20 protein-coding genes and 2 pseudogenes are annotated in these 22361 nt (G+C 71.3%); 10 read left to right on the top strand and 12 right to left on the bottom strand.

Features of this window, described 5'->3' with window-relative positions; all coding sequences use genetic code 11:
- The first annotated feature begins 129 nt into the window (after window positions 1–129).
- Together ACQPY0_RS47000 and ACQPY0_RS46995 are read left to right on the top strand one after the other, a co-directional pair.
- Window positions 130–1104: a hypothetical protein gene (locus ACQPY0_RS47000; RefSeq protein WP_432976341.1), complete on the top strand. Its 975-nt coding sequence runs from the start codon at window positions 130–132 to the stop codon at window positions 1102–1104.
- A gap of 88 nt (window positions 1105–1192) precedes the next feature.
- Window positions 1193–4084, top strand: a complete 2892-nt coding sequence (locus ACQPY0_RS46995) for an RICIN domain-containing protein (RefSeq protein WP_432976338.1) — start codon at window positions 1193–1195, stop codon at window positions 4082–4084.
- A 47-nt stretch (window positions 4085–4131) separates the two neighbouring features.
- On the opposite strand, the gene ACQPY0_RS46990 is transcribed toward ACQPY0_RS46995, so the two are convergent.
- Window positions 4132–5097, bottom strand: coding sequence for a pirin family protein (locus ACQPY0_RS46990; protein ID WP_432976335.1), 966 nt, complete (start codon window positions 5095–5097; stop codon window positions 4132–4134).
- Window positions 5098–5364: 267 nt separating this feature from the next.
- Between ACQPY0_RS46990 and ACQPY0_RS46985 the strand changes: the two genes are divergently transcribed.
- Window positions 5365–5931 (top strand): hypothetical protein, encoded by a 567-nt coding sequence (locus tag ACQPY0_RS46985; RefSeq protein WP_432976332.1) that lies wholly within the window; start codon window positions 5365–5367, stop codon window positions 5929–5931.
- A 23-nt stretch (window positions 5932–5954) separates the two neighbouring features.
- On the opposite strand, the gene ACQPY0_RS46980 is transcribed toward ACQPY0_RS46985, so the two are convergent.
- On the bottom strand, window positions 5955–6980 hold the full coding sequence (locus tag ACQPY0_RS46980; RefSeq protein WP_432976329.1) for an ROK family protein: 1026 nt from the start codon (window positions 6978–6980) through the stop codon (window positions 5955–5957).
- 120 nt (window positions 6981–7100) lie between these two features.
- On the opposite strand from ACQPY0_RS46980, the gene ACQPY0_RS46975 reads away from it, so the two are divergent.
- Window positions 7101–8003 (top strand): NADP-dependent oxidoreductase, encoded by a 903-nt coding sequence (locus tag ACQPY0_RS46975; RefSeq protein ID WP_432976326.1) that lies wholly within the window; start codon window positions 7101–7103, stop codon window positions 8001–8003.
- 9 nt (window positions 8004–8012) lie between these two features.
- Here the strand turns inward: ACQPY0_RS46975 and ACQPY0_RS46970 are convergent, their stop codons facing one another.
- Together ACQPY0_RS46970 and ACQPY0_RS46965 are read right to left on the bottom strand one after the other, a co-directional pair.
- Entirely contained in the window at window positions 8013–8654 is a 642-nt protein-coding gene (locus ACQPY0_RS46970; RefSeq protein ID WP_432976323.1) for a LuxR C-terminal-related transcriptional regulator, read from the bottom strand.
- The gene (locus tag ACQPY0_RS46965) at window positions 8618–10402 is read right to left on the bottom strand and encodes a histidine kinase (RefSeq protein ID WP_432976320.1); all 1785 of its coding nucleotides are present in this window, start codon (window positions 10400–10402) and stop codon (window positions 8618–8620) included. The genes ACQPY0_RS46970 and ACQPY0_RS46965 overlap by 37 nt, the downstream gene beginning before the upstream one ends.
- A gap of 132 nt (window positions 10403–10534) precedes the next feature.
- On the opposite strand from ACQPY0_RS46965, the gene ACQPY0_RS46960 reads away from it, so the two are divergent.
- Both ACQPY0_RS46960 and ACQPY0_RS46955 read left to right on the top strand, forming a co-directional pair.
- A complete protein-coding gene (locus ACQPY0_RS46960) occupies window positions 10535–11431 on the top strand; it encodes an ABC transporter ATP-binding protein (RefSeq protein WP_432976317.1) in 897 nt (298 codons plus the stop codon).
- A gap of 2 nt (window positions 11432–11433) precedes the next feature.
- Window positions 11434–12174, top strand: coding sequence for an ABC transporter permease (locus ACQPY0_RS46955; protein WP_432976314.1), 741 nt, complete (start codon window positions 11434–11436; stop codon window positions 12172–12174).
- On the opposite strand, the gene ACQPY0_RS46950 is transcribed toward ACQPY0_RS46955, so the two are convergent.
- The gene (locus ACQPY0_RS46950; protein ID WP_432976311.1) at window positions 12159–12773 is read right to left on the bottom strand and encodes a cysteine hydrolase; all 615 of its coding nucleotides are present in this window, start codon (window positions 12771–12773) and stop codon (window positions 12159–12161) included. The two genes, ACQPY0_RS46955 and ACQPY0_RS46950, sit on opposite strands and share 16 nt — an antisense overlap.
- A gap of 64 nt (window positions 12774–12837) precedes the next feature.
- Here ACQPY0_RS46950 and ACQPY0_RS46945 point away from each other — a divergent pair, with 64 nt between their 5' ends.
- Window positions 12838–13668, top strand: a complete 831-nt coding sequence (locus ACQPY0_RS46945) for a phosphoribosylaminoimidazolesuccinocarboxamide synthase (RefSeq protein ID WP_432976308.1) — start codon at window positions 12838–12840, stop codon at window positions 13666–13668.
- A 251-nt stretch (window positions 13669–13919) separates the two neighbouring features.
- Here the strand turns inward: ACQPY0_RS46945 and ACQPY0_RS46940 are convergent, their stop codons facing one another.
- Both ACQPY0_RS46940 and ACQPY0_RS46935 read right to left on the bottom strand, forming a co-directional pair.
- Window positions 13920–14843, bottom strand: coding sequence for a proteasome assembly chaperone family protein (locus tag ACQPY0_RS46940; protein ID WP_432976305.1), 924 nt, complete (start codon window positions 14841–14843; stop codon window positions 13920–13922).
- A gap of 23 nt (window positions 14844–14866) precedes the next feature.
- On the bottom strand, window positions 14867–15520 hold the full coding sequence (locus ACQPY0_RS46935; protein WP_432976302.1) for a TetR/AcrR family transcriptional regulator: 654 nt from the start codon (window positions 15518–15520) through the stop codon (window positions 14867–14869).
- A gap of 86 nt (window positions 15521–15606) precedes the next feature.
- On the opposite strand from ACQPY0_RS46935, the gene ACQPY0_RS46930 reads away from it, so the two are divergent.
- Both ACQPY0_RS46930 and ACQPY0_RS46925 read left to right on the top strand, forming a co-directional pair.
- Window positions 15607–16533 carry an SDR family oxidoreductase gene (locus ACQPY0_RS46930; RefSeq protein WP_432976299.1) on the top strand — a complete coding sequence of 309 codons (927 nt, stop codon included), beginning with the start codon at window positions 15607–15609 and terminating at the stop codon, window positions 16531–16533.
- 296 nt (window positions 16534–16829) lie between these two features.
- A complete protein-coding gene (locus ACQPY0_RS46925) occupies window positions 16830–17195 on the top strand; it encodes a TetR/AcrR family transcriptional regulator C-terminal domain-containing protein (RefSeq protein ID WP_432976296.1) in 366 nt (121 codons plus the stop codon).
- 135 nt (window positions 17196–17330) lie between these two features.
- Here the strand turns inward: ACQPY0_RS46925 and ACQPY0_RS46920 are convergent.
- Both ACQPY0_RS46920 and ACQPY0_RS46915 read right to left on the bottom strand, forming a co-directional pair.
- Window positions 17331–17485 (bottom strand): annotated as a pseudogene (locus ACQPY0_RS46920) (transposase); the annotation flags it as partial.
- A gap of 132 nt (window positions 17486–17617) precedes the next feature.
- On the bottom strand, window positions 17618–18700 hold the full coding sequence (locus ACQPY0_RS46915) for a nucleoside hydrolase (protein WP_432976293.1): 1083 nt from the start codon (window positions 18698–18700) through the stop codon (window positions 17618–17620).
- Between the two features lie 840 nt (window positions 18701–19540).
- On the opposite strand from ACQPY0_RS46915, the pseudogene ACQPY0_RS46910 reads away from it, so the two are divergent.
- Window positions 19541–19813 (top strand): annotated as a pseudogene (locus ACQPY0_RS46910) (transposase); the annotation flags it as partial.
- Window positions 19814–19828: 15 nt separating this feature from the next.
- On the opposite strand, the gene ACQPY0_RS46905 reads toward ACQPY0_RS46910, so the two are convergent.
- From ACQPY0_RS46905 to ACQPY0_RS46895, 3 genes are read right to left on the bottom strand one after another with little or no spacing between them, the layout of a single operon-like run.
- On the bottom strand, window positions 19829–20482 hold the full coding sequence (locus ACQPY0_RS46905; RefSeq protein ID WP_432976290.1) for a response regulator: 654 nt from the start codon (window positions 20480–20482) through the stop codon (window positions 19829–19831).
- Window positions 20461–21600 carry a sensor histidine kinase gene (locus tag ACQPY0_RS46900; RefSeq protein ID WP_432976287.1) on the bottom strand — a complete coding sequence of 380 codons (1140 nt, stop codon included), beginning with the start codon at window positions 21598–21600 and terminating at the stop codon, window positions 20461–20463. The genes ACQPY0_RS46905 and ACQPY0_RS46900 overlap by 22 nt, the downstream gene beginning before the upstream one ends.
- Window positions 21597–22277, bottom strand: a complete 681-nt coding sequence (locus ACQPY0_RS46895) for a YqeB family protein (protein WP_432976284.1) — start codon at window positions 22275–22277, stop codon at window positions 21597–21599. Before ACQPY0_RS46895 ends, ACQPY0_RS46900 begins: the two co-directional genes overlap by 4 nt.
- Window positions 22278–22361: the final 84 nt, after the last annotated feature.

The raw sequence follows: 22361 nt of genomic DNA, 5'->3' as shown, positions 1-22361 counted from the left end.
CTGATGGCTGTTGCTCGGGCCTGATGGCTTTGCTCGGGGCTGATGGCTGTTGCTCGGGCCTGATGGGTACCGCCTCGGGTTGCGAACGGCTGTCGCTCGGGCCGGATGCCGCCCGGAGAGTGAGGGAATGTGACTGGTCGGGGCTGGCGGTGGGTTGTCGCGGTCGGGGTCGGGGTGCTTGGCGTGCTGTTGTACGGCGGGCCGGTCAGTGCTCACGGGGCCGATGCGCCCGTCGCCGTCGGGTACGTCGTGCGGGTTGAGTCCGTTTCCGTGCCGGGGGTTTCGGTTCGGGCCGTCGAGGGCGGGGCTCGGCTTGAGCTCGTGAACCGGTCCGGCCGCGAAGTTGTCGTGCTCGGGTTGCAGGGTGAGGAGTTTCTCCGGGTCACCGGCGATGGTGTCGCGGAGAACCGGCGGTCGCCCACCTGGTTCTCCAGCCGGACCATCAGCGGCAGCGCTGCGGGAGGAGACGCCGCCGCGGCGCCCGAGTGGCATCGGATCGCCGATGAGCCGCGGGTTCGGTGGCATGACGAGCGGGCCCGGGAGCTGCCCGCCCGGAGCTGGAGCGTTCCGTTGCTCGTCGATCAGCGGGAGAACGGGATCGTGCGGGGGAGCATCGTCGCCGCGCCGGGGCCGGCTATCGGGTGGTGGTGGGCCGGTGGGGTACTGGGGGCGGTCGGCGTCGCGCTGCTGTGGCGGTGGCGGTTCGCGCTCGCCGGCGTCGCGCTTGCCAGCGGGGCGATCAGCGGGGCCTGGGTTGTCGGGTCCGCCGTGCTCGCCGCCTCGCCCGCCGACGGGGTCGGGGTGCAGCTGCTGGCTCGGCTGTGGGCGTTGCTGACCGCGGCCGGGGTCGTGGCCGCGGGGGTGTTGGTGCTGTTCAAGCGGGTGGACGTCGTTGTCGGGATCGTCGGGGCCTGTCTGGCGGTCATGATCGGGATCGGTGACTCGGCCGTGTTCCGGTACGGGACGCTCGCCGGGCCCTCGTGGGGGCGGTGGGGGGTCGTGGCCGCGTTCGCCGGCGGGATCGGGCTCGCCGTCGCCGGGGGATTGCGGTGGTACCAGGCCGCCGGGGAGCACGAGAACGCACATGCGGTACACGTGAAATAAACAAAGTTAAACGGGTTCTTTCATGAACGACCGTTTCTTTGCATAATCGGGCTTCGATGTTCCCCGCCAGGAGCAAAGGAGTCCGATCGTGGACCGTAGGACGTTCGTCGCGCGAGGGGCCGTCGTCACCGGCGGAGCGATCGCGCTCACCGCGGGTGTGGCCGGGGTCGCCGAGGCCGCCGTGCGGACCTCGAAGACCGTCACCGCCGGGGCGCGTGGCGGACAGTACGCGCCCAACCTCGCGCCGCTCAAGGCGACGCCGTTCCTGAAGCTTCCGCCGGGGGCGGTCCAGCCGCGCGGGTGGCTTCGCAACCAGCTCAACATCGAGGCCGACGGGCTGTGCGGGCGCATGACCGAGGTCAGCGACTACCTGCAGTACAACAACTGTGGCTGGGTCGACAAGACCAAGGGTGCCTGGGAGGAGTTGCCCTACTGGCTGCGAGGCTTCGGTGACCTCGGGTACGTCACCGGCAACACCCGCATCCTCACGCTCGCGCGGCAGTGGATCGACGGGATCATCGCCAACCAGGCATCCGACGGGTTCTTCGGCCCCAGCAGCCTGCGCACCAGCCTGGAGAACGGTCCGGACTTCTGGCCGCACATGCCGCTGCTGGACGCGCTGCGCTCGTTCGTGGAGTACAGCGGCGACACCCGCGTCGTGCCGTTCATGCGCAAGTACTTCCAGTTCCAGAACGCGCAGCCGGCGGCCGTGTTCAACCGCAGCTGGGCGGCCCTGCGCTGGGGCGACAACATCGACAGTATCTACTGGCTGTACAACCGGACCGGCGAGAGCTGGCTGCTCGACCTGGTGCGCAAGATCCACGCCGGGTCGGCCGACTACACCAACGGTATCCCGGACTGGCACAACGTCAACCTCGCGCAGGGCTTCCGCGAGCCGGCGCAGTTCGGGCTGCTCGACGCCGACCCGAAGTATCCGCAGGCCACGTACAACGACTACAACACCGTGATGGGGCTCTACGGCAACTTCCCCGGCGGCGGGTTCGCCGGCGACGAGAACTGCCGCACCGGGTACACCGATCCCCGCCAGGGCTTCGAGACCTGCGGGATCGTCGAGTTCATGCACTCCCACCAGATGCTCGCGCGCATGACCGGTGACTCAGTGTGGCTGGATCGCTGCGAGGACCTGGCGTTCAACTCGCTACCCGCCGCGCTCGACCCGGCACAGAAGGGCATCCACTACATCACGAGCGCGAACAGCATCGCGCTGACGGACCGCACGCTCACGCAGGGGCAGTTCCAGAACGGCTTCCCGATGCTCGCGTACATGCTGGGCATCCACAACTACCGTTGCTGCCCGCACAACTACGGGATGGGCTGGCCGTACTACGCGCAGGAGCTGTGGTTCGGCACGTGGGACAACGGGCTGTGCGCGGCCATGTACGGCGCGTCGCAGGTGACCGCCAAGGTCGGCGCGAGCGGCACCACCGTCACCGTCGTCGAGGACACCGACTACCCGTTCAGCGACACGATCACGCTCACGCTGAGCACGCCGGGGCCGGTGGCTTTCCCCTTGTACCTGCGCATCCCCGGCTGGTCCACCGGCGCCCAGGTCCGCGTCAACGGCACCCTGGTCACCGGCGCGCTGCAATCCGGCTCGTTCGTCATCGTGGACCAGACCTTCAACAACGGCGACAAGGTCACCGTCACACTGCCGATGCGCACCACGGTGCGTACGTGGGCCAGGAACGGCAACGCGATCAGTGTCGACAACGGCCCGCTCACGTTCTCGCTGTCCATCGCCGAGCGCTGGTCGCGCATCGGCGGCACCGACGCGTGGCCGAGCAACGAGGTGTACACCGACTCCGCCTGGAACTACGGCCTGCTGCTGGACCCGAACAACCCGGCCGTCGCCGTGACCAGAAGGTCCGGACCTTTGGCCGCGAACCCGTTCACCCGGGACGGGGCGCCGATCTCGCTGAGCGTCACCGCCCGGAAGATCCCGAACTGGCAGGCCGACGCCGAGGGAATCGTGCGCACCCTGCAGCAGAGCCCGGCCCGCTCGACCCAGCCGAACGAGACCGTACAGCTGCTGCCGATGGGCGCGCAGCGGGTCAGGATCACCACGTTCCCGCGCATCAGCGACGGCTCGGACGCGATCGAGTGGTCGATCCCGGCGACCGCGTCCGCGTCCTGGTGCTGGGGTGGAGACAGTGTCGGCGCGATCAACGACGGCAAGGTGCCGAGCAGCTCCGGCGACCCGAGTATCCCGCGCCTGACCTGGTGGGATCACCTCGGCACGAGCGAGTGGGCGCAGCTTTCCTACGCGACGCCGATCAATACCGGGGCCGTTTCGGTGTACTGGTTCGACGACACCGGCGTCGGGCAGTGCCGGGTGCCGCAGTCGTGGCAGGTGCAGTACCTCAACGCCGCCGGGCAGTGGACGGCGGTGAGCGGAGCGTCGGCGTACGGTGTCGCGCTGAACACCTTCAACCGGGTCACGTTCAACTCGGTCACCACGTCGGCGCTGCGCGTGGTCGTGCAGCTCAACTCCGGCGTCTCCGGCGGCATCCTGGAAATGCGCGTCGAGGGCACCACGGCACCGATCTCGTGGAAGCGGATCCAGAACAGGAACAGCCTCAAGGTGCTGGGCGTCTCCGGAATGTCGACGGCGAACAGCGCCAATGTCGTGCAGTACGACGACAACGGCACCGCGGACCACAACTGGCGCCTGATCGACGCGGGCGGCGGCTGGTGCAAAATCCAGAACCAGAACAGCGGGAAGCTCCTCGCCGTGCAGAACATGTCGACGGCGAACAGCGCGCCCGTGCAGCAGTACGACGACAACGGCAGCGCCGACCACCTGTGGCGGCTCATCGACAACGGTGACGGTTGGTATCGGATTCAGGTCCAGCACAGCATGAAGGTGCTGGGCGTCTCCGGAATGTCGAGCGCCAACAGCGCGCAGGTCGTGCAGTTCGACGACAACGGGACCGCCGATCACCTTTGGAAACTGCTCTAGATTTGGCCGTACCGCATGAGCCGGCGCCTTTTTCGCAAGGCGTCGGCTCACGCCTTTCGGTGGCGTGGGCGTGGCATCAGCCTTGTGGTGGGCAGGCCCGGGGCCGGCAGCGGGTCCTCGCCGCCGGGGACGGTGCCGAAGCGGTCCGAACCTTTCATCCAGTCCGCGCGGGCCTCGACGATCTCCTCGTGCGAGCGGCCGACGAAGTTCCACCACATCACGAGCTCCTCCTCGAACGGCACGCCGCCGAGCAGGAACAGCCGCGCCTCGCCGTCGGCCTCGAGGCGGAGGTGGTCGCGGTGGGCGCCGAGGTACAGCAGCGATCCCGGCGTGACCTCGACCCCCTCGACGCGGGCGCGGCCGCCGGTGACGACGACGGCGTGCTCGAAGTCCTGTCGCACGCGGATCCCGGCACCGGCTCCTGCACCCAGCTCGATGTCGGCGCCGAGGAGCTCGCTGTGCACCTCGGCCGGCGATGCGGCACCCTCCAGCTCACCGACCGCGACCGTTATCTTTACCGACTTATCCGAAATTTCGGGCAAATCGGAAATGTGGGAGAAGGCCGGGGCGCGGTCACGGTCCGGGGACGGCAGGGCGACCCATAGCTGCAGGCCGTGCAGGATGGGCGGCTTGGCGGTGGGGGAGTTCTCGGAGTGCGCGATGCCCCGCCCGGACGTCATGATGTTGAGCTGCCCGGGCCGGATGACCTGATCGGAGCCGAGGCTGTCGCGGTGGCGGACCTCGCCGCTCAGCAGCCAGCTGACGGTCTGCAGCCCGATGTGCGGATGCGGCGGCACCCGCATGCCGGGTCCGCCGGTCACGTCCTCGGGCCCGAAGTGGTCGAGAAAGCACCAGGCCCCGACGGTGCGCCGTGACTTGTTCGGCAGGCTGCGCCGCACCACCGTGTATCGCCCGAGCGGCACGTCCCGCCCCTCGAGCAACTCCGCGCACGGCCCGGCCTCGGTGTCCACGGGCAGGTCCACCTCGGCCGGCTGCCCCTCCAGGTTGCTCACGCGCCCGATTCTCCCAGTGCCCCGCCCTCATCGCCCACCCCGCGCCGGTCCCGGCCGGAACTGCGACGCGGCGTGAGGGTGGATCGGGGCTGGGCTGGGGCTGTGACGCGGCGTGAGGGTGGGTCGAGGACGAGCGGGGGTTGCGGCACAGTGCCGGGATGGGAATGTCGGACCGGGAAGCCGTCCGGGTTCGCCGGGGGAGGCCGTCGTTGACAGCTTGAGTCGAATGCCCGGTCTCATACGAAATTTCATGACAACATGGGCGGCGTGGGGCTTCTCGTCGCCGCGATGCTTGCCGTGCTCGTGGCCGGTGCGGGCGTGTACGTCGGCTGGATGGCGTTGCAGGCCGCGCGGCAGGGTGTGGTCGCCGCCGCCGGGCTGGTGGCCGCTTACCGGCTGGCCGAGGAGCGCAAGGACGCCGAGCGGGTGTGTGCCTGGGCCGTGAGCGAGCGCGAGACATTCGAGAAGATCATCACCCGGGGCGTGGTCGGGGCGGCGGTGCGCAACGCCGGGCAGGCCCCGGTGTACGACGTCGAGATCGTCTTCCGTGACCCGCCCGCGGCCTGGACCGCCGTGCGGAAGGTGCGCATCGTTCCGCCGGGGGAGCAGCCCGAGGTGTACGCCGGGTTCGATCAGGAGGAGACCAGCGGGCCCGTCGAGCGCGACCGCATCAACGAGGACGGCACCATCCGGCTGGCGCCGTCGGCCGACATGCACGTCGAGCTGCGCTTCACCGACGCCGCCGGGCGGCGCTGGCAGCGCGACGACAAGGGGCAGCTCAACCTGCTCGGCGAGAACGTGGCGAGGGCCCCGGCGCCGGTCGAGACGGCCTGAATCCGAAAGGGCCCAGGAAGAACCTACGCCACGACCGTGCCCGCCGCGGCGATCGCGGCGCCCCGGGCGCCGGCCATGTCGCGGTCCGGGACCAGGGCGAACTCGGCGACCGCGGTCTGCTCCTCGCGCAGCAGCGTGTGCTCGCGGACGCGGGCCAGGAACCAGTCCCGGAAGTGGGGTGCCGCCTCCACCACGCCGCCGCCGACGAAATAGCAGTCGGGGTCGGTGAAGTTGGCGGCGATCGTGAACAGGCGGCCGAGCCCCATCGCCTGCTGCTCGAAGATCCTCAGGGCCAGCGCGTCGCCCTGCTCGGCGTAGGAGCGGACCTGCTTGGCCGCGGCCTTGACGGATTCGGCGGCGTGCAGCGGGTGGTCGGGGAAGCGCGTGAGCCAGTACGGCAGGAGGTTGCGCACGATCCCGGTGAGCGAGGTGATGCTCTCCACGTCGCCGAGGAAGCCGCAGCCGCAGCTGGGCAACGGCTGGCCCTCCTCGAGCAGGCCGTGCATCGGGATGTGCACGTGGCCGAGCTCGCCCGCCATGCCGGCCGCGCCCTTGACGATCTTGCCGCCCTCGACGACGCCGCCGCCGAGGCCGGTGCCGACGATCGCCGAGACCGAGGACCTGGCGTCGGCGTCAGCGCCGAAGTACACGTGATGGGCGTAGAGGGCGGCCGCGTTGCCGTCGTTGTTGTAGACGACCGGCAGGCCGAGCCGCCGCTCCAGGCCACCGCGGAAGTCGTAGCCCCACCAGGCCGGCTGCGAGAAGTTCGTCGCGCCCTTGGAGGAGATGACCCCGTCGGCGCTGGCCGGGCCGGGGGTGTCGAGGCCGACGGCCACCACGTGGGAACGGTCGACCTTGGTCACCGCGAGGATGTTGTCGAACGCGGCGGCGAGCGCCTCGATCGCCGCCTCCGGGCCGTCGAGCACCCGGCTGGGCACCTCGACGAGGCCGTCCACCAGGAACGTGCCATCGCGGTCCAGGACCGTGGCATTGTTCGCCGTGCCGCCGTTGTCGAGCCCGACAACGACCCAGTCCTTCGCGTTCACCATCGTCGACTCCCTGAGTACTCGCCGCGCGGCATGCACGCTACCGCATCGACCACGACCGCGCTCAAGGCCACAGCGCCGGGTGTTGACCTCAAGCGCGCTTGAGGTCGCAGAGTCGAGCCCATGAGAGCTGCTGCCTTCGCCGAGCCCGGCCCGCCCGACGTCCTGCGGACCCTCGACCTGCCCGAACCCCAGGCGGGACCGGGACAGGTGCGCGTTCGGGTGCGCGCCGCCGGTGTCCAGCCGTTCGACGCGGCGCTGCGCCGGGGCTGGGTCCCGCCGTACGCGACCGTCACGCTCCCGCAGATCCCGGGCAACGAGTTCGCCGGCGTCGTCGACCAGGGCACGCCGCAGGTGCCGGAGGGGACGCAGGTGCTGGGCTTCAGCGTGTTCGGGGCGTACGCGCAGTACGTCGTCGTCCCCGCCGACCAGGTCACCGTCAAGCCGGCGGACGTGCCGTGGGAGGTCGCCGGCGGCTTCACGGCCGGATGGCAGACGGCCCGCCTGGCCCTGACGGCGATCGGCGCCGGGCCGGGCGACACCGTGCTCGTCAACGCCGCCGCGGGCGGCACCGGCACGGCTGGCGTCCAGCTCGCCCGCCTGCGCGGGGCGAGCGTCATCGGCACCGCGAGCGAGGCCAACCAGGACTACGTGCGTTCTCTCGGCGCGATTCCCGTGGTGTACGGCCCGGGCCTGGCCGCCCGCGTCCGCGCCCTGGCCCCGCAGGGCGTCACGGCCGCGATCGACGGCGCCGGCGGTGCGGCCCTCGAGACGTCCCTCGAGCTGGTGGCGGACCGCCGGCGGATCATCACCCTGGTCGAGCATGCCCGCATCGAGGAGCTGGGGCTCGGCAGCATCCAGGGCCGCCGCAGCGCCGAGGCCCTCGCCGAGCTCATCGACCTGTACGCGGCCGGCCGCACGCAGTGGCACGTCCGGCGCGCGTACCCGCTGGAGGAGGCCGCCGCGGCGCACCGGGAGATCGAGACGGGCCACGGGCGGGGGAAGATCGTGCTGCGGATCGAGTAGCCCGGGTCCTCAGGCGCCCTGCAGGTGGGCGAGCACCGCCAGCACCCGGCGGTTGTCGTCGCCTGCGACCGGCAGGTTCAGCTTGCCGAAGATGCTCGCGATGTGCTTGTTCACCGCGCTCTCGCTGAGGAACAGCTGCTTGGCGATGGCCGCGTTCGAGCGCCCCTCCGCCATCAGGGTCAGCACCTCGCGCTCGCGCGGGGTGAGGGCGCCGGTCTGCGGGGTCGGGCGGGCGACGAGCTTCGCGATCACCGAGGGGTCCATGACGGTGCCGCCGGCGGCCACCCGGCGTACGGCATCGACGAACTGTTCGGCGTTGAACACGCGGTCCTTGAGCAGGTAGCCCACCGACCCGGTGCCGTCGGCCAGCAGCTCCCGGGCGTAGAGCTGCTCGACGTGCTGGGAGAGCACCAGCACCGGCAGGCCGGGCACCTCGCGGCGGGCGGACAGGGCGGCCTGCAGCCCCTCGTCGGTGAAGCTCGGCGGGAGCCGCACGTCGACCACGGCCACGTCCGGGCGGTGCTCCAGCAACGCCGCGAGCAGCGCCGGTCCGTTGTCGACGGCCGCCACGATCTCGAAGCCGTGGCTGCGCAGCAGCAGGACCAGGCCGTCCCTCAGGAGGTAGAGGTCTTCGGCGAGGACAACGCGCACGGCAGCTCCAGCGTCGCGACGGTCGGCCCGCCCACTGGGCTGTTCAGGGCGAGCGTCCCGTCGAAGGTACCCAACCGCCGCTCGATCCCGCGCAGCCCAGTGCCGCGCGACGGGTCGGCGCCGCCGTCGCCGTCGTCGGTGACGGTCACCCGCAGCAGCCCGTCGCGGTGGCGGAGGTCGACGGTGACGTGCTCGGCGTGCCCGTGCCGGACGGCGTTGGCCAGCAGCTCGCTGACCGCGAAGTACGCCGCCGACTCGACCGGCGCTGCCAGCCGCCCCGCGAGCCGCCCGGTGACGGTGACCTCGGCCCCCGTGTCCAGGGCCAGGGCCCGCACCGCGTCGGGCAGGCCCCGCTCGGACAGCACCGGCGGGTGGATGCCGCGGACCAGGTCGCGCAGCTCGGACAGGGCCACCTTCGAGGTCTCCCGGGCCTGCGCGACGAGCCTGCGGGCGGCGTCGGGGTCGGTGTCCATGAGCCGCTCGATCGCGCCGAGGGTCAGCCCGACCGAGATGAGCCGCGCCTGAGCGCCGTCGTGCAGGTCGCGTTCGATGCGGCGTACCTCGGCCGCCTGCGCGTCCACGGCGTCGGCCCGGGTCCGGGTGAGCCGCTCGACCCGCCGGCGCAGCTCCTCCTTGGCGGTCGGGCGCAGCAGCAGCGCCGTCCAGCGCGACGCCAGCCGCAGCGCGGGGTGCGCGGTCGCCAACGCCCCGGCCACCAGCAGGACACCGACCGCGAGGCCGGCGGTGCGGTTGCCGGCGACGGCGCCGTACCAGCGGCCCCACTGTGCCCCGAACGCCCGGGTCCACACCCACGGCAGCACGAGGCCCCACCCGCCGTACACCCCGGCGAGCACCGGCAGGCCGGCGATGACCCCGGTGACGGCCGCGTCGGTGAACAGCCACACCAGGTCCCGCCAGGACGCGGCGTCGTGCCAGACCCACTGCCAGCGGGCGTTGAACTCCGCCATGCCCTCGGTCTTGTACAGCGAGCGCCCCACCCGGTACAGCCCGTCGTCGCGCAGCTCGGGCCGCAGCTGCCTGGTGTAGGGCCGTTCGACGGCGACCCCGCCCCAGGCCGCGTACGACCGGCGCAGGTTCGCCAGCCACCGGAAGTGCGTGAGCCCCACCGGGATCAGGAACACGATGCCGAGGCCGAAGCCGAGCAGGAAGCACGCCACCGTGACCGCGAACAGCCCGACCTGCAGCACGGCGCTGAGCGACAGCAGCCCGCAGCGCGCCCAGGCGAGCAGCACCTGGTTGGTGCGGCTCGGCTGCGTGCGGCGCGGCGCCGACGACGACGGGCCCAGCCGGCGCTCGCTCCACCGGGCGACCGTGCGCACCGCGCGGGGCGCGACCGGCAGGCCGAGCGGGATGACGAGCAGCACCACGAACGGGAACGTCAGCTGCCACCGCAGGTCGCGGCCGAGCGCCGGATCGTGGGAGAACCAGTCGACCCGCCGCAGGTAGTTCGGCACGCGCGGCGAGCGGTACAGCTGCGTGTCGTGCTGGTACAGCCCCTCGGAGTCCGGCTCCGGCGGCGGGGGCGGCGGCAGGTAGGGCGCCGGGATCTCCCGGCCCAGCCAGCCGCCGAACACCGCCCGCCAGCGGTTCGTCAGCCACCGGGCCAGCACGGCCACGTGGATCAGGCCGACCATGAGCGGCACGACGGTGAACAGGAGCTGGCCGAGGGCGAGCACGGCCATGCCGAGCAGTGCCGCGCTGCGGGCGAGGGCCCTGAGGTACGTCATGCCAACGAGCCTCGCTTCCCCCGTCCGCGCCCACATCGGCCCTGGCTGCCGGGCGGGGGTGCAGAAAACTCCACCCCGCGCCGGCATCCAGCGCCATTCTGCCCGGTCGCGGAAATCGAGAGAGTTCTCGGCATGACAGTCATCGACGTGCAGCAGCTGCAGAAGCGCTACGGCGACCGCGCCGCCGTGCGGGACGTGACCTTCTCGGTCGAGCGCGGCGAGATCTTCGGCATCATCGGCCGCAACGGCGCCGGCAAGACCACGACGGTCGAGTGCGTCGAGGGCCTGCGCCGCGCCGACGGCGGCCGCGTGCGGGTCCTCGGCCTGGACCCGGGCGACCCGGCGGTGCGCCAGCGCCTCGGCGTGCAGCTGCAGGAGTCGCAGCTGCCCGACCGGATCCGCGTCCGGGAGGCGATGGAGCTCTTCGCCTCCTTCTACTCCCGGCCCGCCCCGATCGCGCCGCTCCTGGAGCAGCTCGGGTTCGCCGAGCACGGCGCCCAGCAGTACAGGAGGCTCTCCGGCGGCCAGAAGCAGCGGCTGTCGATCGCCCTGTCGCTGGTCGGCTCGCCCGAGGTCGCGGTGCTCGACGAGCTCACCACCGGCCTGGACCCGCAGGCCCGCCGCGACACCTGGAAGCTCATCGGCGACATCCGTGACCGGGGCGTCACGGTCCTGCTCGTCACCCACTTCATGGACGAGGCCGAGCGGCTGTGCGACCGGATCGCGGTCATCGACCGCGGCCGCACGGTGGCGATCGACTCGCCGGCCGGGCTGATCCGGCGGGTGCCGAGCGGGGTGACCGTGACCTTCCAGCCTTCGGTTCCCATCGAGAAGTGCGTTCTGGCAGCGGTACCGGGGGTGCGTTCGGCCAGCGCCGAGGACGGCATCTGGACCGTCACCGGCAGCGGCAACCTCGCCCACGAGGTGTCCACGGCCCTGGCCGCCCGCTCGGTGGTCCCCCTCGCGCTGAACATCGTCCAGGCCGATCTCGAGTCGGCCTTCGTCGCCCTCACCGGCGAGGAGTCCTGACCATGGGCGCCCTGACCCGCCTGGCCGTCATCGAGACGAAGCTGATGCTGCGCGAGATCGCGGCCCCGATGTTCACCGTGCTGCTGCCGGTCGCCCTGCTGGTCGTCTTCGGCCTGCCGGCGAGCGTCCACCGGCCCGACCCGGCCCTCGGCGGCCACCGCGGCATCGACACGCTCATCCCGTCGATGTCCGTCATGGTGTCGATGGCGATGGTGGCGTTCTTCATGCTGCCGACGGTGCTGGCCGGGTACCGCGAAAAAGGCGTCCTGCGCCGCTTCGCCACCACCCCGGTGAAGCCCGCCGCCCTGCTCGGCGCCCAGCTGGTCATGAACGCCGGGGTGGTGCTGTTCTCGACGTCGCTCACGCTGGTCATCGGCGTCGCCGCGCTGGACATGCACCTGCCGGACCCGCTGCTGGTGATCCCGGTGCTGCTGCTGGGCCTGCTCGGGCTGTTCCCGATCGGGCTGCTGGTCGCCTCGATCGCCGGCAGTGCCAAGGCGGCGACCGGCTACGCGCTCGCGCTGTGGTTCCCGTCGGCGTTCTTCGCCGGGCTGTACGTGCCGGTCGAGTACCTGCCGCGAGTGATCCGCCGCATCGGGGACTTCACCCCGCTGGGCGCGTTCCGCCAGGCCATCCAGGCGGCGTGGGCCGGCGACGCCCCGCACCCGCAGCATCTGCTCGTGCTCGGCGTGAGCTTCCTCGTCGCCGGTGGCCTGGCGGTCCGCTACTACCGACCGGCCTGAAGCCGGCCGGCGAAGTCGGCCCCGGACATGGGCGTGGAGAACATCGGGAAGTCGTACTTCAGCGCGTTGTCGTGCTCCTCGGCCGAGGTGGCCGCGACGCAGTCCTGCAGGGTGATGACCTGGTAGCCGTGCTCGTAGCCGGTGCGCATCGTCGACTCGACGCAGCAGTTGGTCAGGAACCCGCCCAGGGCGATCGTGGTGATGCCCTTGCTGCGCAGGATGAAATCGAGGTTGGTGCTGGCGAACGTGTCCAGCCCGCGCTTGCCCTCCACGACGATGTCGCCGGGCTGGGGAGCCAGGTCGTCCACGATCTCGGCGCCCCACCCGCCCTTGACGAAGGCGTTGCCGTCGACGACGCCCTTGAGGATGCCGTACGGATGGGAGGTGATCTCGTTGTATCCGGGCGCGAACGTGATCGGCGCGTGGATGACGGTCACCCCGGCGGCGCGGGCGGACGCGACGACCTTGCGCGTGTTGGCCATCATGTCGGTCTTCTCCATCACGCCCTGCACGGCGCCGTGGAACGCGCCGCCCTCGGAGACGAAGTCGTTCTGATACTCGATGAGCACGATGGCGGTCTTCGCGGGATCGATGGTCATACCGACCTCCTCAGGCTGGGTGTGGCGTGTTTCACCCTACGCGCCGACCAGTAGGCTCTGCGGTGTGAAACTCCTGCACTCGGGCAAGGTCCGTGACGTCTACGCCGACGGTGACGACCTGATCCTGGTCGCCTCGGACCGCATCTCCGTCTACGACGTGGTGCTGCCGACGCCGATCCCGGACAAGGGCGCGGTGCTCACCCGGCTCTCGCTGTGGTGGTTCGAGCAGCTCGCCGACCTCGTGCCGAACCATGTCATCTCGGCCACCGACGTCCCCGCCGAGTTCGCCGGCCGCGCCATCCGCTGCCGCCGCCTGGCCATACTGCCGGTCGAGTGCATCGCGCGCGGCTATCTCACGGGCCTCGGGCTGTCGCAGTACAACTCCCGGGGTGAGGTCTCCGGCGTTGCGCTCCCGCCCGGCCTGGTCGAGGGCTCCCACCTGCCCGAGCCCGTCTTCACCCCCACCACCAAGGCGCCGATGGGCGAGCACGACGAGCCCGTGACGCTGGACGAGGTCCGCGAGCAGATCGGCAAGGAGCTCGCGGAGGAGCTGCGCGACCTGACCCTGCGGGTGTACTCGCGCGGCGCGGCCCTGGCGGCGGAGCGCGGCATCATCGTGGCGGACACCAAGCTGGAGTTCGGCCGCACCGCCGACGGCTCGGTGCTCCTCGCCGACGAGGTGCTGACCCCGGACTCGTCCCGCTTCTGGCCGCTGGAGCAGTGGGAGCCGGGCCGGACGCAGTTCTCCTTCGACAAGCAGCTGGTCCGCGACTGGTCGCTGAGCAGCGGCTGGAACAAGACCGCCCCGGGCCCGGAAGTCCCGCCGGACGTGGTGGCCCTGACCCGCGCCCGCTACGTCGAGGTGTACGAACGCCTGACCGGCACCGCCTGGTAGCGTCGCGCTCACGCTCGGCGACGGACTTTTTCGGGCACGCTAGCATAGCAATTAGATGAGCGCGCGGCCCGCCGAGGACCGCGCGCAGCTCGTATCGACAGGCCAGCTTCTATCGGCAAGTTAGCTCGTGGCGACAAGGCGGCGGCAGGCGGGCCGTGGCGCGGCGCGGCGCGGGCCGCGCGCAGGCGCGGCCGCGGTCCCCCGACGCGCTGGTAGCCTCGTCCGTTCCCCGCCGCCGAGCCGTGGCGGGATCAGCCGATGGGTGGCTCGTCGCCGCGGCTGTGCTCGGCCAGGAAGCGCTCCAGCTCGGCGCCGATCTCGTCCGCCGTCGGTAGCGGGGCGGGCGACTCGGCCAGCAGGTTGTTGTTGCCGACGCGGCCGCGGGTGAAGGCGTCATACTGCTCCTCGAGCGCCCGCACCAGCGACGCCGCCTCGTCGGCCTGGGCGATCTGCACGTCGATCTCGGCGCGCACCGAGTCCGCGGCCGCGTGCAGCTCGTCCATCGGCACGCGCAGGCCGGTCGCGTCGGCCAGGCAGGACAGCAGCTTCTCCGCCGCCGCCGGGAACTCGGCCTGGGCCACGTAGTGCGGCACGTGCACGGCGAAGCCGAACGCGTCGCGGTCCTGCTGGCCGATGCGATACTCCAGCAGGTTGCCGACGCTGCCGGGCACCTGGACGCGCTGCAGCCACGGCTCGAAGCCGGCGATCAGGTCGCGGCTGGTGCCGTGCGCGGTCACGCCGGTGGGGCGGGTATGGGGCACGGCCATCGGGATCGCGGTCAGGCCGACCGTGGCGCGCACGTCGAAGCGCTCGATGAGCTCCAGCACGGCCGCGGTGAAGCGTTCCCACTGCAGGTCCGGCTCGGGGCCGTCCAGCAGCAGGAACTCGGTGCCGGTGGCGTCGCGCAGCACGCGCAGCAGGAGCGCGGGCTGTTCGTAGTGCTCCCAGTGATCCTCCACGAACAGCATCGCCGGGCGGCGGCTGCGGTAGTCGTAGAGCTGGTCGAGGTCGAACCGGGCGATCGTGCGCGGCGAGCCGACCGACAGCAGGTGCTCGCGGGCTAGGCGGGCGGCGTTGCCGGCGTCGACGAAGCCCGTCAGCGCGTGCACGAGCACCGGCCGGTCGGCCGCCGGCAGTTCGTCAGTGAGCTCGTAAAGTCCGCTGGGGTTCAGCACCGCAACGAGTCCCTTCCTCTGTTTTAAGCCTGCAACCCGTCTGTACGCCCGATCATTCCATCCGCCGTCTGCCACGGATTCGTAAGGATCGCGTAGACGAGTTCGTCCACGGCGGGCGCGAGTGTGGTGAAGGACGGTCCGGCGCCGGTGTACGGGTCCGAGACCTGCAGCATCATCTCGTGCACGCCGCCGACCAGCGCGACGGCCAGCAGCGGCGACAGCCGGGGGATCGCCGGGTCCCGGGCGTGCGCGGCCTCCACGACCTCGACCAGCGCGTCGGCGAAGCGCCGCTGCATCTGCTGGCGCAGCCGGAACGCCCGCGGCCCGGCCGCCTGGACCTCGACCAGCAGCGTGCGGGTCGCCGCGGGCATGCTCTCCAGCGCCGTGAGGTACGCCGTCACCCCGTTGTTGACCATTTCCTTCCACGGCCGGCCGCTGCCGCCCTCGGCGGCGGCGCTGCGCACCACGGCCAGCAGGTGCCCGCAGCCCTGCTCGTAGAGGGCCATGAGGCAGGCTTCCTTGTCGGCGAAGTGCTCGTAGAACGTGCGCTTCGACACGCGGGCGTGCATGACGATGTCGGCGATCGTCGTGGCCGCGTAACCCTTCGCGGCGATCGCCTCGCCCAGCCCGCCCGTGAGGTCCTGCCGCAGCTCCTCGGCGGTCCTGGTGCTCGTCATGCGGCTGCCCTGACCTTTCGCGACAATGTCCCGGATGTTATTTTGCCTGGTACTGAACGGTACCGCCGATGGGAGGAGCCCCGCGGGTGAAGCGCAGCTTGTCCGGCCAGGTGGTGCTGATCACGGGCGCCGCCCGCGGTATCGGTGAACACACCGCGCGCGCGGCCGCCGCCCGCGGTGCCCGGCTCGCCCTGGTGGGGCTGGAGCCCGAGCGGCTGGAGCGGCTCGCCGGCGAGATCGGCGCGGTGTGGTTCGCCGCCGACGTGACCGACCAGGCCAGTATGGCGGCCGCCGTCGAGGGGGTGCTGGGCGCGTACGGCCGCATCGACGCCGTCATGGCCAACGCGGGCGTGGCCAGCCGCGGCACGATGGCCACCGGGGACGTGGACGCGCTGGTGCGCACGGTCGAGGTCAACCTCATCGGCGTCATGCGCACCGCGGCGGCCTGCCTGCCGCACCTGATCGCGGCCCGGGGATACCTGCTCATCGTCGCCTCCGCCGCGTCGTTCGTGGCACTGCCCGGGATGGCGCCGTACTGCGCCTCGAAGGCCGGCGTCGAGCACTTCGGCAACGCCGTGCGCCTCGAGGTCGCCCACCACGGCGTCGCGGTCGGCACCGCCCACCCGAGCTGGATCGACACCGACCTCGTCCGCGACGCCCAGGACGACCTGCCCGCGTTCAAGGACTCCCTGCGCCGCCTGCCGCCGCCGCTGGGCTCGACCACGTCCGTCGAACGCTGCGCGGCCGCGTTCGCCGACGCCCTGGAGCGCCGGCGCCGCAAGGTCTTCGTGCCCAGGAGCGTCATGCTCCTGTACTGGCTGAGAACCTTCCTCAACAGCCGCCTGACGGAGAAGGTCGTCGAGTCGCAGGCCCGGCGCAGCGTGCCGGCCATGGAGGAGCAGGTGCGCACCCTCGGGCGCGGCTTCGGCGCCAGCACCGCCGCCGCGCTCCCGGCCCCGGCCACGCCGCCCAAGGCCGAGCCGGGATTCATCGCGGACCGCTATCACCGCTGATCCCGCTGCACGGCAGATTTGCCCAATGCCCACGCCGCCCGCGCGCCATCGCGGCCGCCGCGCTGGAGCTCGCCGCCGCCGAGGGCATCGACGTAGTGTCCATGCGTAACGTCGCCGCGCCTCGGCGCCAGCACGATGACGCTGTACAACTACGTCGAGACGAAGGACGAGATCTTCGCGCTCATGGACGACCTCATGGCCGAGGCGGTGCTGGTCGGCGGCTGGCTGGGCGGTGCTGTCGCGGCATCCGTGGGCGATCGCGCTGCGCCAGGGCCCGGCGATCGGCCCTACACGCGATGCTGCACTTCGAGCAGAGCCTCGCGGTGCTGGCCGGCACCGGGCTCTCCGCGCCGGCCAGGTTCGAGGTGCTCGCGGTGGTCGACGCGTACGTCTTCGGCAGCGCCCTGCGCGCCGCCGAGTCCCGCGCCGAGACTGACCCGGAAACGGTGCGGGCCATCACGGCGTACGGCCTGCGGCGGCTGGCCACCGGCCGCTTCCCGCACACGGCGGCGCTGCTGGCGAGCCACGAACCCGGCTCGCAAGAGGTCGCCGGCCGGGCGATGGCCGCGGAAGCGATGGCGGCCCAGTTCGAGCGCGGCCTGCAGGCGGTCCTCGACGGGCTGGTGGCGCTAGGTGCGTATCAAGGCAGAGCCACTCGTTGATCGCGGCGATGCGCATGGTGGCTTCGTAGCGCACGGCGAGCCCGATTGCGCTTGAGGCGGTGATGCCGCAGTCCACGGCGTGACGCTGTTTGTGGCGTTCTGGGTCGAAAGCCGCGCCCACGTCCCGTCTCGCTACCACCGGCGAAACAGCGCATAGGCCGCGGACCAGGACCCAGAGCAGTCCGGCACGTCCCGCCACGGCGTGCCGACCCGGACCCGCCACCGGATTGCGTCGATCAACTGCCGCCTGCTCCACAACGACGAGCGCCCGGCCGCTTCGGTGCGGGCAGTAACGGCTCCCCCTCACCCGCTACGCGCGAGACATTCTCGATGTCGACCTGAATGGCCCGACTCGCATCACCGTTGTGGGGTCGGTCGATCTGGATGCTTTGGTCCAGATCGACCGGCCCTTCAGCCGCCCGTCAGTGTCCGAAGTTGAGCTTCATTTTGGCGAAGAAGTCGCCCAGGAGCAGCCGGCTGTCGATGGTGTCGTAGACACGGATACTCCGGCCCGATGGGTTAGCGGTGTAGGTGCCGTTGTTGTTGATGGTCGGCGCGTTGACCGTTTGGAAGGTGGCGCTGCTGGAGTTCACGCCACCGAAGGCGGACGACAGCGCGGTCACCATCACGAGCGGACTGTCGCCCATTACATACGTCTCGCCGAGGTTTGCCCATGCAAGACTCTTCTTCCGTTCAACGAGCTTCGCCCAGAGGTAGGCCCCGATCGAGCCGCATGGAGCAACGTTGAGCTGGATCTCGGTATCCGACGTCACGATCTGGGCATATGCATTTGACGGAATCTGCCAGATCGACACATTTGAATCATTGAAGAGCACCTGCGCGGCCGTCGTGTCCTGGGTCATGTTGAACTCGGCCCCACCGGCCGGGTAGCGGCCGCCACCGATCCAGACCAAGGTGAACTTGTTGGCGATCGCCGGCTCCATGAGGACCGCGCTGGCGACGTCGGTCAGTGTGCCGCCGACCGTGACGAACAGGGGCAACGTTGTGTCGGTCCGCATGGCCTCGGCGATCAGGGCCCGCGCGGCAGCCGACGGTTGTGGGGTCGTGCGGTTGGCGAGGACTGTGTCGGACCCGGCGAGCACCGGCACTTTGCCTGTCAGCCCCATCCTCTTGACGACCTCGTTGAGGATGGCGACGCCGTCGGTTGCGGGGGTCTTCGACTGCTGGCCGCTGGCCTCTCGTCCGGTCCTGTTGAGGCAGGACACGACACCAGTAACCTGCGTGCTGCTGCACATCAACGCATGCGCATAGGCGAAGAGGCCGTCGGGATCGCCGAATGCATCGTTGAAGACCATCACGCGAGCACGCGGGCCCCTCGGCACCTGGAATGCGTCGTGCTGGGGCGTCGTGCTGGGGTTTGTCGAGCCAGAATCTGCGGACCCTGACGCGGCTTCGGCTGAAGCGGCTGAGGCCGTGGCGGTGGTCGCCAAAGCGCCGGCGGTGGCCACGCCGATCCCTTTGAGCATCATTCTACGATCGATCACGTCATTGTCCTCTCGAATTCGTTGCCTGATTCGCCATTCCCGCCACCTCCGCCCAGGGGTGGTCAGTCTTGTGGCAATCAAGTGCACTGAGGCAAATAGATGGTGAGGGCGGCCGTTGTCGGAGACGGCGGCGCCGATGACGGTGCGTTGGCCGGTGTGGGTGGTCTTGGGGATCTGGACGCGGATGTCGGATCCGTAATGAGCTGGGGCGTGCCGTTGGCGGACCATGCGGTGGTGAGCTTGTTGCCGTCGGGGTCGCTGGCTTCGACGCCGAGGGTGACGGTCTGATCGGGCTTGCCGGTGGTGGGGACGGGAGGTTACCCAAGCGGCGGGGTAGTGAATTTCTATTCAGTACCCGTTAGGCATGCATACATCCTGGAGCGGCCCACCGGGCTTTGTCAACGGCTGGACACGCCGCTGTTACCGGCCGGTGACGCGCCCGATCGCGCCGCGACTACGAATGGGTTGTCCCCTATCGCGAGGCGATCCCCAACGGGCTGTCGACGCGTTCTGCGCCCCGGCCGACCCGCTCGCCGACCAACCCGCCCAGCAGGGCGATCCGCGACACCGCCATCCGCCACACCCGCGCGCCAAAGCCCTCCCATCGGAAGGCCATGCGCGCCCCCGCCGGGGTCCCACCTCGACGCGATCCGCGCCCTGCGGCGCAACCTCACCCGCGCCCTCGCCAGATCGACGCCGAACCCGACGACCAAAGCCTGGCCCTCGCCGACCAACGCACCGCCGTGAGCGGCCCGGCCCATCTCGCTGGCTCAGACCTGGGGATCGTCGACGTTGGGCGTAGTCCTGTATGGCTTCGCGGCGGCGGAGTCTACTTAGGGCGGGGACAGCCCGCAGTTCGTGCCGGTCCTGGACGGGATCCCGGGTCCCGCGGTTGGGTGGTGGCCGGCCCCGCACCCGCCCGGACCGGGTTTCTGGTTGACAAGGCCTACACGTCCCCGGGCCAACCGCCGCTACCTGCGCCGGCGCGGCATCCGGGCAACAGTCCCGTCCAAGGCCGACCAGGACGCCAACCGGCGCGAGCGGGGGTCCAGAGGCGGCCGGCCACCGGCCTTCGATCCCGAGGCCTACAAGCAGCGCCACGTGGTGGAGCGCGGCATCGTACAGGCGTTAGTCGAGGCGTGACTCGTGGACCAGGATCGCCACCTGGACCCGGTTCGTGCAGTGCAGCTTCGCCAGGATCCTCGACACGTACGTCTTGACGGTCGCCACGCTCATGTGCACCGCCGCGCTGATCTCCGCGTTCGAGCGGCCCTCGGCGACGGCGTCGGCGACGTCGCGCTCCCGCGGTGTGAGCACCGTGAGCGCCCGCCGGGCCGCGTCCCCGCGGTCGTCGGCGGCCACGTGCGCGATGAGCTGGCGCACCACGGACGGGGAGAGGATCTGCTCGCCGGTGGCGACGCGGCGTACGGCATCCAGGATGGCCAGCGGTGGCGTGTCCTTGCGCAGGAAGCCGTGCGCCCCGAGCCGCAGCGCGCGCAGCACGTGCGCGTCGGTGTCGAACGTGGTGAGCACGACGACCCGCGCCCTGTCGGCCTGCAGCGCCTCGAGCGCGGCGAGGCCGTCCATGCGCGGCATGCGGATGTCCATGAGCACCACGTCGGGGCGCAGCGCCCGCACGCTGCGCACCGCCTGCGCCCCGTCGGCCGCCTCGCCGACGACCTCGACGCCCGCGCCGCCGCCGAGCACCATGCCCAGCCCGGCCCGCACGAGCGCGTCGTCGTCAACCACGACGACCCGGATCACCTCAGCCACGGCAGCCACGCCTCCAGCGTGAACGCCGGCCCGTCCGCGCCGCGCCGCACCCCGTGCTCGATCCGCCCGCCGGCCAGCGCGACCCGCTCGCCGAGCCCGACGAGCCCCGAGCGCGCGCCCGGCAGCCCCGGCGCGACCGGCCCCGCCGGCAGCGGGTTGCTGACCCGCACGTGCAGCTCGTCGCGCTGCTCCAGCCGGACCGCCACCTCGGCTCCCGGCGCGTGCTTGCGGGCGTTCGTCAGCCCCTCCTGCACCAGCCGGAACGCGGTCCGGTTCACCGCCGCCGGCAGCGCCCGCGGATCGCCGAGGCCATTCTCCAGCCGTACGGCCATGCCGGCCTCCCGCGCCTGCGCCACGAGCTCGTCGAGGTCCTCGAGCCCCTGGCGGGGCCGCAGGTTCTCGCTCTCGCCGGCGCGCAGCACCCCGAGGATCTCCCGCAGCTCCTCCATCGCCTGATGTGCGCTGGCCCGGATCGTGCCCCCGGCCGCGGCGACCTGCTCCCGGCTGAGGTCGTCGCGGATCTCCAGCGCCCCGGCGTGCAGGCTGATCAGCGAGATCCGGTGCGCCAGCACGTCGTGCATCTCCCGCGCGATCCGCTCGCGCTCCAGCCCGCGCAGCACCGCGGCCCGCTGCCCCGCCTCGGCCTCGGCCCGCGCCGCCCGCTCCCGCAGCGTGGCGACGAGCTCGCGGCGGGCCCGCACCGCGCTGCCCCAGGCCACGACGATCGCCAGGACCGTGAACCCGAACGTGCTGGCCCAGATGGTCCCCAGGTCCGGGTCCGGATAGCGGACGCTGAGCGGAACCTGCACCAGCAGGTGCAGCCCCGCCACCCACAACGCCGTGCGCAGCCGCCGGTGCACGGTGACGGTGAACACGGCGATGGCGGTGACCCCGCCCACCATGTCAGTGACGGCCCCCGGCGCGAGCAGCACGAGCGCCACGCCGACGGGGTACTTTCGCCGCCACCACAGCACCACCAGACTCGGCACGGTCACCGCGAGCGAGACCAGCAGCCGTTCGTCGCTCAGCGTCTCGGTGTCGAGTCCGGCGGCCGCGGCCACGAGCGCCACGAAGACCCCGATGAGGGTGGCGGCGACCCCGACGGCGACGTCGCGGGTCCGTCTCACGGCTTCACCAGCGGCCGCCAGTGCTGGACCTTGCCGACGTCCCGGACCGTGTACCCGAGCTTCTGCACCTCGTCCCGCAGCTCCTCCGCGTCGGCGGCGCTGCCGGCCTCCAACGCCTTGCCGCGGGCGGCCAGCACCGCGTTGACGGCGGCCGGAAGATCGGGCAGGTCGGGCACCCACCGCCGGTAAAGTTCACGGTACGGATCGTGGTCGACCCACGGATACCCGTGCGCGAGAAATGCCCGTGCCACGTCCGGGCTGTCATGATTCTCCAGCGAGTCCCGGATCACCTGCCGGGATTCCCGATCGAGCACGACGAGCAGCCTGCCGTCCATGAAGACGGCGTCGACACTGCTTCTGGCCACCGTACGCCGAGCCTCCCCGCGAACGACCGTCAGCAGTTCGTCCCCGACCGTGACCCGCAACGACTCGTGCACGGCGCCGGCCCCGAGCAAACCCCCGGCGACCAGGCCGGCCGCGAGGACCCCGGCCCGCCCCCACCCCGAGTCGAGGTGCGCGACCAGCCGCAGCGGCCCGGCGAACGGGACCCAGTCGAGCGAGATCAGCCACCGAGCCACGACGGGCAGGAACCACCCGGCCAACCCCCCGGCAAGCGGAAACCCGCCAAGCATGACGAGCCGATCGCCCCGCGAGAACCCCAGCTCGTGATCAGTCATACCCTCACGCTAAGCACCCCACAGACGTGAACCCAGTCGCCAAAAGTCGACGACCGCAAGCGATACGAAGGTCCCTGCCGACCC

Origin of the sequence: Dactylosporangium sp. CA-233914, assembly GCF_050942935.1 — a bacterium.
Lineage (GTDB): Bacteria > Actinomycetota > Actinomycetes > Mycobacteriales > Micromonosporaceae > Dactylosporangium.
The sequence above is the reverse complement of the archived record's forward strand: the minus strand, read 5'-3'. Positions and strand labels throughout refer to the sequence as shown.

Bases quoted from the DNA above. Each gene is read 5' to 3' on its own strand.
- ACQPY0_RS46980 (WP_432976329.1), bottom strand. From the start codon at position 6,980: ATGGTGAACGCGAAGGACTGGGTCGTTGTCGGGCTCGACAACGGCGGC.
- ACQPY0_RS46935 (WP_432976302.1), bottom strand. From the start codon at position 15,520: ATGACGAGCACCAGGACCGCCGAGGAGCTGCGGCAGGACCTCACGGGC.
- ACQPY0_RS46975 (WP_432976326.1), top strand. From the start codon at position 7,101: ATGAGAGCTGCTGCCTTCGCCGAGCCCGGCCCGCCCGACGTCCTGCGG.
- ACQPY0_RS46950 (WP_432976311.1), bottom strand. From the start codon at position 12,773: ATGACCATCGATCCCGCGAAGACCGCCATCGTGCTCATCGAGTATCAG.
- ACQPY0_RS46960 (WP_432976317.1), top strand. From the start codon at position 10,535: ATGACAGTCATCGACGTGCAGCAGCTGCAGAAGCGCTACGGCGACCGC.
- ACQPY0_RS46895 (WP_432976284.1), bottom strand. From the start codon at position 22,277: ATGACTGATCACGAGCTGGGGTTCTCGCGGGGCGATCGGCTCGTCATG.
- ACQPY0_RS46965 (WP_432976320.1), bottom strand. From the start codon at position 10,402: ATGACGTACCTCAGGGCCCTCGCCCGCAGCGCGGCACTGCTCGGCATG.
- ACQPY0_RS46955 (WP_432976314.1), top strand. From the start codon at position 11,434: ATGGGCGCCCTGACCCGCCTGGCCGTCATCGAGACGAAGCTGATGCTG.
- ACQPY0_RS46925 (WP_432976296.1), top strand. From the start codon at position 16,830: ATGCTGCACTTCGAGCAGAGCCTCGCGGTGCTGGCCGGCACCGGGCTC.